The organism is Rothia sp. 110740021-2, assembly GCF_054263775.1.
This window is the reverse complement of record NZ_JBSZFE010000001.1, coordinates 663,233-674,276: the sequence shown is the minus strand read 5'-3', so window position 1 is coordinate 674,276 and position 11,044 is coordinate 663,233. Positions and strand designations below refer to the sequence as shown.

Genomic DNA, 11,044 nt, shown 5'->3' with positions numbered 1-11,044 from the left:
GTAGTGCTCCCCCCGCAGCCCGTGAACAGAAAGTAGGAGATTATGGCTAAGCAGACCATCTTCGGCCGTATTGCACAGCTCGCTAAGGCAAACATCAACTCTCTGATTGATGCAGCTGAGGACCCGGAGAAGATGCTGGACCAGATGGTTCGTGACTACACCAACAACATCCGCGAGGCGGAGGCTGCAGTAGCACAGACCATCGGCAACCTGCGTCTGCTCGAGAAGGATCACGCAGAGGACGTCAAGGCCGCTCAGGAATGGGGCACCAAGGCTCTGGCAGCTTCTAACAAGGCTGATGAATTCCGCGCAGCTGGCGACGTTGCCAATGCTGACAAGTTCGACAACCTCGCTAAGATCGCTCTGAACAAGCAGTTGCTCGCTGAGAAGGCTGCACAGGCTGTTGAGCCCCAGCTGGCTTCCCAGACTCAGGTCGTCAACCAGCTCAAGGACGGCCTGGAGAAGATGCGCTCCAAGCTTGAAGAGGTCAAGTACAAGCGTGATGAGCTTACTGCACGTCAGAAGACTGCAGCAGCTCAGGCTCAGGTGAACGACGCTCTTAAGGCATTCGATGTCCTGGACCCGACCAGCGAGATGAGCCGCTTCGAAGAGAAGGTTCGCCGCGAAGAGGCACGCGTCATCGGTCAGCAGGAACTGGCAGCTTCCTCCCTGGACGCACAGTTCAACACCCTGGACCGGATGGAGCGCGAGACCGAGCTGGACGCTCGCCTGGCCGCTCTGAAGGCTAAGAACGCTCCAGCAGCTCCGGCTCCCCTGGCTGTGGAATCCCCCACCCAGACTCTCTAAGCCTGGTCTAGCGCATAGCTTCTTAGGCTAAACCTATAAAGATCCGCCCCGCTCCTGAACTCATCAGGAACGGGGCGGATCTTTATGCGTTAAGGGGTGCGAGCTTTAGTTCGCGTAGATGTACAGGTAGCCTGCCATAGCGTCACGGGTGACCGCAGCATTAGAGGTGGAACCGGTACCGATACCGTTGGAGGCAGCCCACGCCAGAGCCTGGGAGGCATAGCCGCCCTGGTCCTGTGCCGGGGAACCAGCTGCACGGTACATGAACTCAGCCATGGTGGACTCGGTGACGGCCTCCAGGGGGCGGAAGTCGCTACCGCTGATGCCCTGCTGGCTCAGCCAGAAAATCTCCTTGTATGCGGGGTGGTTGACCGGGACGTCGCTGAACGGCGAAACAGCCGGTACGTTCACTGCGGGGCGACCAGCCACGCGGTACAGGTAGGTTGCCAGCTGTGCACGGTTGACCGATGCGTTCGGGCGGAAGGTACCGTCCGCGAAGCCGATCATGATGCGGTGATCAGAGTGCCAGCTAATCTCGTTGTAGTTCGGGTTCGAATCGGACAGGTCGCTGTAGCCCAGTGCGGGGGTCTTACCCGCGAAGTCCAGGGAGGACGCTAGGATGTGCGGCAGATCGTAGTCGTGGTGGCTGAAGCCGTCAATCAGCTTCACACGGGCGTCGGAGAAGCCTGCGCCAAGGTATGCGTTGTAGCCGGACTCGACTGCGCCTCGTGCGCTCCAGGTGACGGGGTTGGTGTTACCGGAGGTGTCGTTCGCGCCAACCCACCAGTACATGGGCAGACCCTTGGTGGTTGCGTCAGCGTCGATGGAGCCGTCCGAGTCTCCACCTGCGACCATGATGGAGCCGCCACCGTTACGCCATGCGGTGTTGTGGTCGGTCAGCTCATAGGTGATGAACTCAGCGCCACCAGAATAGCCCATGGTCCACACCTGGGAAGCGTCCAGGTTGTTCTGGCTGATGAAGGACTTCGCGAAGGATCGGAAGAACTCACCGTTGGTGTTCATGTCTTCCCACCAGGTGATGCCGTCGCCGGATGCATTGGTGTCCGGGGAGATGACCGGCACGAAGACCATGTTGCGGGTGTTAGCGATCTTGCCCATTGCCGCGAGCATGCCCTCGTCGGGGGTGTAGACCTTGGACTCGTTACGCTGCCAGTAGTCACCGTCGAAGTAGAAGACCACGCCAACAGGCTTGGAGTAGTCTAGGTTGTTCGCGTACACGTGGTACTGGGAAGTAGTACCTGCCGGGGAGGTGTAGCTCTGGTAGGTTGCGGAGCGCATGGTGCGGGCACGCTGAGTGCTCTGTTGCTTCTGTTCGGTCTTCTGCTCGACCTTGGGGGCGGCGGTTTCCGTACCCTTGGTGAGCGAATTGCTCAGAATCTGCGAGAAGTTGTAGTCGAAGTGACCCGAGCCGTTCAAAACGGTCGCGGAAACGTTGGTGTAGCCGGCGTTGCGGTAGGCGTTGTAGCCGCCCTTAACCGCGCCTCGTGCGCTCCAAGTCTGCGGGTAGGTCTCGCCGGTACCGTCATTCGCATTGGCGTACCAGTACATGGGCTGGGACTTCAGCGCATCCGAGGGGGTGCCCTCGTCCAGGCCACCGCCGGCGACCATGATGGAGCCGCCGCCGTTACGCCAGGTCTGGGGTTTGGTGTTCAGTTCGTAGGTGATGAACTCAGCGCCGCCAGAGTAGCCCATGGTCCACACGTTGGAGGAGTCCACACCGTTAGCCGCGATGAAGGAGGATGCGAAGGCACGGAAGAACTCACCGTTACGATCCATGTCTTCCCACCAGGTCACGCCAGCATCGTAACGGTTGGTGTCCGGGGAGATGACGGGCACGAACAGCATGTTCTGTGCCGCTGCGGATGCAGCCATCTGAGCCAGCTCGCCGGAGGGGTCGTAGACCTTGGACTGATCGTTGCGCCAGTAGTCGCCGTCGAAGTAGAAGACCACGCCAACGGGCTTGGAGAAGTCCACGCCCTCAGCGTAGACGTGGTACTGCGAGGTGGTACCAGCCGGGGAGGTGTAGGACAGGAAAGTCTGGTTGGTGCGGGTTGCCGCCACACCGGATGCTGCCTGGGTAGCCTGTGCGCTCTGCGCGGGCTGAGCGGTGGGGGTTGCAGCATTCTGGGTAGCTGCGGGGGTCTGGGCAATCTGTGCCAGGGTGGGCTGAGCGGTGGGGGTTGCAGCATTCTGGGTAGCTGCGGGGGTCTGGGCAATCTGTGCCAGGGTGGGCTGAGCGGAAGGCTGAGCCGCCTGGGTAGCCTGAACAGCCTGTGCGGACTGGAAGGTAGCCGAGGGGGTCGCCTGCTGTGCTGCCTGCGTTGCCTGAGCAGTGTAGGTTTGCTGGATGGGCTGAACCGCGGTCGTTGCGGGAATCTGTTGAGTCTGCTTTGCCTGTTCTGCCTGCTGGCGGATCTGCACAGAAACCTGCGAGAGGGTGGGCTGCACAGTGGAGGTGAACAGGGGCTTGGGAGCGGTGGTTGCGGTAGCTGCGCCGGGGATGTCCTGAACAACGGGTGCGAATGCGGAAGCGGGTGCTACCAGGGTGCTACCGAGTACGGAGGGTACGGCGATAGCTGCCAGGGAGCCAGCCTTAACGGTACGGGGGCGAAGTGCCATGGGGTTGTCCTCATTGTTAATGTTTCTGGGGCGCAAAGGCCCGTAAGTGGTTGAGTGATAGATGGTCTATAGGTGAGACGTCCTATGGGCGGTCGGCCTGCGGATGTGACGCTACCCGGAACGCTTCCATCAACCAGCCGGTACGTGTTGCGGGGTGTCTGATGTGATGGAGGGCGCGGGGCCAATCCGGAGAACTGCGCGGTGGACCGCGGTGACCATGTACTCAAAGCTACCAGGTCAAAAAGCCTTTTCCAGCGGTTTTTTGGGGCTATTTTTGGGTATCGAACAAAATTAAATCTTAACTAGAGTTTTTCTTCAACTTCTAGCCGAACTTAAGCCACCCTCAAGTAGAGGTTGAATGGGCTGTTTTTCCTTGATTTTCCGGGGTTTTTGAATGTTTCTTGAACAATTTTCAAAAACCCTACAATTAACTCGAATGTTTTACCTGTGACTACAATCACTTTCATGGTGAATTGTTGCACTCGAAGTCCGTTTTCTACCAAAAACCGCGGAATTCCGGGATAAAACGGGTGATTTCCAAGCCAGGAATATAGGCAACTTTCGCATATTCCACTTTGAGAATGCACTTTGAGGCAAAAATATCCCCTCACCATTCCCCGACTCAGGTAACCTTTCGGACCCCTCATTATGCTCCTAAGACCCATCCCAGCCCTCCTTCAAAGCCCCTTTCGAGGGGCACAAAAAGCAGCAGCTCAAGAAGGTATAATGGCTCGCCAATAACCACCCAAAAGCAGCTCTGCCCCACCCATGAGCACACCCGCCTAAGCCTCGATAGAGACACTGAGGAACACCTCGAATGACACATCGGGAGACATTCAGAGGACCAGCCCAAGGTGCTTTCAAAGCAGTTCTCTAAGGAAATTTCGAGAGGCTCGAAGATCCACGTTAAGCACCTCTGAAGGGTCAGCAGGCAAGTCCCCATCAACCTCCCCAAAACACCCTCACAAGGGGCTGCAGACCCACCCGACGAGATACAGAAAACCATCTTCGATACGCACCCGAAAGAGTTTCAGGTGAGCTCCTATCAGCTTTCATACGCCCTCCCCTTCCCCGTGGCACCTAATGAGAGGCTACAGATGGACTCTACAAACCCTGCAAGGATACCTTCGAGAGACTTCACAAGATACACCTGGGGGAGTGAGCTACAGAGTGGATACATCCCTGTCAGTCTTCCCCTCCCTGTTTCTTCCTCTCCATCACACCTTCTGCAAGGATGAGCCTGTCCAAAATGAGCAACACTAACAGATACCGCCTAGAAGCCAGCAGGGATGCAAAGAGATAGGTGGGATATAAAAGAAAGCCATCCAACAGGCGGCAGGGGGGCAGGAGGGGTAGCAGAAGAAGATGAGTATGCAGCGGAAAAGTGATAGACAGCAACAATAAATAGGCAGCAGAATAGGTGGCAAAATAGGTTCTGGGGAATAAAAACTCCCGACAGCTACAGGCTATCGGGAGTTACATAAAACAGATATGAATACATATCTGCGTTTTAATTTATAAATTCAACATCTATGACTTAAAGCCTAAATATAGCTAAACTTACTCATGAAATCATCTTCAATTTTATTCATAGCCTTAGATAATTTTGTCATAAATAATAAAACATCGACTGGATCAAAATTAGAATCATTTGGATCAAGTGCCTCAAACCGAACAGAAATAAGATGCTGAGCTATAACAGATTCACCATCTGGAATATCAGGACTAGAGTACCCATTTCCATAATACTCACCAAATTTTGCATTAAATTCTTCCCCAGAATTCATGTTATATGAAATTGAACCTTCATGCCCAATGGGTGGGTGAACAGTAAATTTTCCACCATTAACCATCGGAATAGCCAAGCCAATATCAGCTTTCACATGAGGAATTGGCTCAATAGAAATTTGATGCTCGCTAATATTCCTCAACTTAGACAAATCAGAAAGACAGGAATATGTATCACTATCATAAAAAGGGGAATGCTTCTCGATAAAATCAAGAATTTCTTGCTTATGGATTTGGTCCCACCCTCGCCAGCCATTGATGCGATTCTCTAAATTAGCATGACTATCCCGAATTGGAAATCCAGATGATTTGTAATTCTGCTGATTATATATAGCGTAGCTATTAACCATCTGGTCAAGACCTGAGCGATACCCCCACATATATTGAGAAAAATAATATTCAAGTTTATTTTTATCAAACGGGTCGGCGCCCACCTTGAATCTAAATACGCCACCTTCCCTTACCCAGAGAGAAGCTTTATTTAGAACTTCAACTTCCTGATTAGCATATTCTCGAAAGTTACTTTCCATTTCTCGTGAAACCTTAAATCTAAGTCTCCAAGATTTCATAGTCATAGATTCCCCTATCAACTAGACGTTATCTACATATTTTAGCATGTGAGACACCAAACTTGTTGAGCTCAATTATTGCATTCCCAGGTTTAATGAAAGCCACACGAATACGTAGTTATAAAAAACTCCCGATAGCTAAAAGCTATCGGGAGTTATCCGTTGCGGGGACAGGATTTGAACCTGCGACCTCCGGGTTATGAGCCCGGCGAGCTACCGAACTGCTCCACCCCGCGGCGACTCATATAACTATACAGACCCAGAACCGGTCACGCAAGCCAAAATCATTATTTGTAACCAAGCACACAAAAACGGGGTGGAAGCGATTGCTTCCACCCCGTTCCACCAGAGACCGCTAGAGGTAGCCAGTAGGAGCCATACCCAGTGCAGGCTCCGGTTCTAGGTCGAGGACGCTAGACCCAGAAACCCAAGCACCTAGTGGGTGTGCTCCCCCACTACCCCAGCACCTTGTACTTCACAGCACCTTAACGAGAAGCCAAAGCGCTGGCGCTGGGCTTCGCGCTTGCGGGGGCGCTTGCAGAAGCCGCAGCGCTCGGAGTCGTAGAGGTACTGGGAGCTGCCGATGCAGAAGCCTTAGCGGAAGCTGTACTCTGCGCCTCCTCAGCCTCCAGAGCCTTCTTCACGGCTGCTTCCAGACGCTTCTGAGCCTCACCATAGGCTGCCCAGTCCCCCTTCTTCATTGCCGCATCAGCATCGGTCATCGCCTTCGAGGCATCCGTCAGAGCCTGCTTCAGCTCCGAAGACTGCGAAACAGACGAAGCCCCGGTCGAAGCGCCCGAAGAACCAGAAGCCGAGGGGCTAGCCGACGACGAACCGTCCAGCTTCGCACCCGAAGAGCCATCAAACACCTGGTTCAGCGCCTCCTCCAGAGTCGGTGCGAAACCGACCTTGTCGCCGAAGCTTACCAATACACGCTGCAAACGCGGGTACTTAGCGTCACCGCTCGACTGCACGTACACCGGCTGAACGTACAGCATGCCACCGCCCACCGGCAGAGTCAGCATATTGCCGTTAATAACCTCAGACGAACCGCGGCGCAGAAGGTTCAACTGGTTCGATACCTCAGCATCAGAGTTAAAAATGTTCTGAGCCTGACCCGGACCGGGAACCACCGAAGAACGTGGCAGCTCCAGCAGACGCAGCTTGCCGTAATCGGGGCTACGCTCGCCGTCCTTACCGGTACCAGCATCACCATTAGCGGCAAGGAAGCCGTACATCACGTTACGAGAGTTCGAATCGCTCTGCTGAGGAATGAACGTAGTCGTCAACGAGAAGTGCGCACGAGAATCCCCAGGCATCTGCAGGGACAGGTAGTAGGGCGAAATCGGCTGGTTACGATCATTGGTCGGGTCGTTCGGAATCGACCAGACATCGTCACCGGCGTAGAAGCTATTGGCGTTCGTCACGTGGTACTTGTTCAGCATGGTGCGCTGAATATTGAACATGTCAGTCGGGTAACGCACGTGGCTCATCAGCGAAGCGTTCATCTCACGGTAGCTCTTCACCGTGCCAGGGAAAACACCCTGCCACGCCTTCAGCACCGGGTCCTGCTCATCCCACGCATACAGGGTCACCGAACCGTCATACGCGTCCACGGTAGCCTTCACAGAGTTACGGATGTAGTTCACCGAGTTAGAACGCTGAGTACCCGCAGCAGTTGCTGCATCTTGGGAACTACCCTGCGCGTAGGGGAACTGATCGCTCGTGGTGTAAGCATCTACGATCCACTGCACGCGGTTATTCACAATCGCCGGATACGGCTTAGAATCCACGCTCAGGTACGGCGCCACCTTACGCACACGATCGAGCGGATTGCGTTCGTACAGAATCTGCGAACCCTCACGCACCGCATCCGAAAGCAGAATGTCAGAGGACTGGAACTTAATCGCGTAGGACAGGCGAGCCAGCAGCGAATCAACGCGCGGACCACCATAACCGGCGAAAGTGTACTTCGCATCGGAGGCGTTAGTTTCCTCAGCAGAGAGCGGACGGTCCAGCTCCAGGGTATCGCCCTTACCGCCCACAATCGAATACTCTGGTGAACTCATGCCAAAGTAAATACGAGGCTCGTAGTCCTCGCTCAGAGCACCGGTCGCCTTAATGCCGGACTGCAAAAACTTCGGGTTACCCGCAGAATCCACCTGGTTACCGTACGCGGCGATCACACCGTAACCGTGGGTGTACACCACGTGGCGGTTATACCAAGAATCGCCACTCGTCTGCGCCGGGTTCAGCTCACGAGCCGCCAGCACCGTATCCTGCGTGGTGTTACCCACCGAATAGCGGTCCACCGCCAGCTGCGAATCAAAACGGTAGTACGGACGGAACTGCTGCATCTGAGCAAACGCCGAGGACACAACATTCGGATCCAACAGACGAATATTCGCAATGGTCGCGCTCGAAGAGCTCAACGCACCGGCACGGGTATCAATCGTCGCGTCATACGGGGTGGCCTCAATCTTATCCAGACCGTACGCGTAACGGGTCGCATCAATATTGCGCTGAATGAACTTCGCCTGAGCACCCTGCTCATTCGGAACCACCTGGAACCGCTGAACGATCCACGGGTATAGGCCGCCAGCAACCACAGCAACAATTACCAGCATCGCGGTGCTAATCAGTGGCAAACGCCAACGATTCATCGAAGCCGCCACCACAAACATGAGTGCCACCAGCAGAGCAGAAATCGCCAAAATAGCGTTCACCGGGATTGACGAGTTCACGTCCGTGTACATTGCACCAGCCCAGCGGCCCACCTGCTGCTGAGTCGACGAATAACGATCCAGCCAGAAGCTCACCGCACGAGTCAGCAAGAACGCAGCCACCACAATCGCAGCGTGACGACGGAACGCCACGGTAGTGCTCATACCGCCCGGCTGCACCTTAATACCACCGTAGAAGTAGTGCATGAACAGGCCCGCGAGCGCCGATAGCACCACAGCGGAGGTCACCAGAGTCACCACCATGCGGAAGAACGGCAACGCAAACAGGAAGAACCCGTAATCCAGGCCGAACTCGGGGTCAGTCTTACCGAAGGACTGCTGGTTGAAGAACAGCGCGACGGTGCTCCACTGAGTCATCGTCGCCGAAGCAATGAACAGACCCAGCAGTAGCGGAACCGCAATCAGCAGAACCTTACGCGCCTTATCCACGCTCTCGTGATAGCGGCGCATGCTCTCTTCAGCACGCTGCTGACCAAATACGTCACGCAGCATCTGCTCGGCAGCATCCGTGCCGCTGGTCGGTACGCTCTGATTCGGGTTCGGCGTCGCCTGCGGCTTCTTCTCGGAGTCCGGCGCCACATCAGCATGACGGACCGCGTAGGACATCGAAGTCCACAGCGGCACAGAAACCACCAGGGCAGCCACAACAAATACAGCTGCCTTCAACAAAATCTGGGTAGTGAACACGGTGCTATAACCCAGCTGGTCAAACCACAGCCAGTCCGTGTACACCTGGGACGCACCCACAAACGCAGCAATGAGCACCGCCACCACAGCAATCGTTGCCTTCAGGGGGCTACGGCGCTTGGGGGCAGGATTCGTCGGCTTGGGATGCGCGGTGTTATTGGTCGATTCAGACACAATTCCTCGCTCATCATATGTTCAGAGAAAATAACTGCCTTTAAGTATCTCAGAGGTACAGCAGAAGGGCAGAAACTCGTAGAAGCTCGGGGCGAAATATGACCGGGTTAAGAGATTTTGAGGCGCGAAATAATGAGGTGAGGACAGAGAAAAGGACGCAGAACAGCCCCGGTACCGTAAAGTACCGGGGCTGACTTCTACGTTATACGGGTTAGAACCTCTCGGAGAGAAACGTTACGTTAGGAGCCGCAACGGGGCAGGGAATCATCCGGTGTACCGGACTTAATCGCCTCCACCGTCTTCACCGCCTCATCCAGGGTCGACACCGGAATCACAGTCATCGTGCCGCTCACCTGACCGGCGTGATAGTAGTTGAACAGGTCGGGGTCCTGCGCCTGCATCTTCACAATCGAATCGCAGTTCTCCTTCGGCGCCAAGAAATAACGCGCACCGTAACGGCCCGTCGCCAGGATCTTATACTTAATGCCGCCAATTGCGCCAACCTTACCGTCAGCATCAATCGTGCCAGTACCCGAAATGTAGCTACGGTATGGGTCGCCTCCGGCGTCCTCATCGGCGAGCAGAGTACCCTCACTCAGTTTATCGACCGTACCCAGCGCGAGCATCAGACCCGCGCTCGGACCGCCCACACCGTCCAGGTTGTACTGCACGTGCGCCGGCAGGTCATAGCTCTGCTTCAAGCCAGCACCCAGAATCCAGCGGCTATTGTCACTGGAACGAACCGGGGTCAGCTTAAACGTCTGCTGCGTGCCGTCACGTTCCACGGTCACGTCAATCGGCGAACCGTTCGAGGCGTTTACCGCCTTCGGAACATCGGTGAGGGTCTCAATTTGATTCTCCCCCACCTTCACGATGCGGTCATCAGCCTTCAGCGCGCTCGCGGCCGGGGAACCCTCGACCGTGGAAAGCACCTGAACCTTCTCATTCACTGCCATCTTCAGCTCGCGCATCGCCGCGACCTTCGCCTGAGTCTGCGAATCAGCCATCTGCGCGCCGGTCGCCGCCGTTGCCTGTTCATGGCTCACGTGCGGGTACAGGGCATCGGTCGGCACCACGAGACTACGGTTACCGTCAAACGCCAACCAGCTGTAGAAAGCCTCCGCGCCGGACAGCTCTGTGTACGGGCCACCCGAAACCGACACCGTGGTCATGTTCATCTTGCCAAACGTCTTATAGCTGGGAGCGCCAGAAACCTCAATGACATCCTTCTCCTGGTACGTTCCGAGCACGTCAAAGAGCGGGCCGGGGCCCTCCTTCACATAGGAACTGGGCAGAATAAAAGCACCAGCCAGCAGGGCGCACGTTGCCACAGCGCTGACCGAACGCAGGTTCACACGGCGCGGGGCAAAACGCGAAAAACGCTTAGCCGCCTTCTCATCACTCTTCACACTCGCGGAGACGGCGTTCGATTGTTGCTCAGCATCAGGGGTGGACTTAGTCATGGTTTCTACAGTACCGGATAAACCTGCTTTTCAACACGCGGGCGGTCACCGTTACCCCGCTAAAAATAGAGTAACCAGGAGGCGGTCACGCTCTGACCCGCACCACGCTTTGTCAGCACCTGACCGTGACAACGGCACGAAAAAACTCCCAAACCCTGACCCCAAAGACAAG

At 55.6% G+C, this 11,044-nt stretch carries 5 protein-coding genes and 1 tRNA gene; 1 reads left to right on the top strand and 5 read right to left on the bottom strand.

The genetic code is table 11. The features are described 5' to 3' along the window. Positions 1 to 42: 42 nt before the first annotated feature. Complete coding sequence (locus ACUXHH_RS02885; protein ID WP_458390783.1) at positions 43 to 807, top strand: PspA/IM30 family protein; 765 nt, start codon at positions 43 to 45, stop codon at positions 805 to 807. Between the two features lie 105 nt (positions 808 to 912). Here ACUXHH_RS02885 and ACUXHH_RS02880 read toward each other — a convergent pair whose 3' ends face one another. The 5 genes from ACUXHH_RS02880 to ACUXHH_RS02860 form a co-directional block, all read right to left on the bottom strand. Then, entirely contained in the window at positions 913 to 3,447 is a 2,535-nt protein-coding gene (locus tag ACUXHH_RS02880) for an S-layer homology domain-containing protein (RefSeq protein ID WP_458390782.1), read from the bottom strand. Between the two features lie 1,544 nt (positions 3,448 to 4,991). Then, positions 4,992 to 5,810, bottom strand: coding sequence for a hypothetical protein (locus ACUXHH_RS02875; protein WP_458390781.1), 819 nt, complete (start codon positions 5,808 to 5,810; stop codon positions 4,992 to 4,994). A 156-nt stretch (positions 5,811 to 5,966) separates the two neighbouring features. After that, positions 5,967 to 6,040, bottom strand: a tRNA-Met gene (locus tag ACUXHH_RS02870). 249 nt (positions 6,041 to 6,289) lie between these two features. Then, positions 6,290 to 9,409, bottom strand: coding sequence for a UPF0182 family membrane protein (locus ACUXHH_RS02865; RefSeq protein ID WP_458390780.1), 3,120 nt, complete (start codon positions 9,407 to 9,409; stop codon positions 6,290 to 6,292). Between the two features lie 239 nt (positions 9,410 to 9,648). Then, the gene (locus ACUXHH_RS02860) at positions 9,649 to 10,872 is read right to left on the bottom strand and encodes a YlbL family protein (RefSeq protein WP_279742127.1); all 1,224 of its coding nucleotides are present in this window, start codon (positions 10,870 to 10,872) and stop codon (positions 9,649 to 9,651) included. Positions 10,873 to 11,044: the final 172 nt, after the last annotated feature.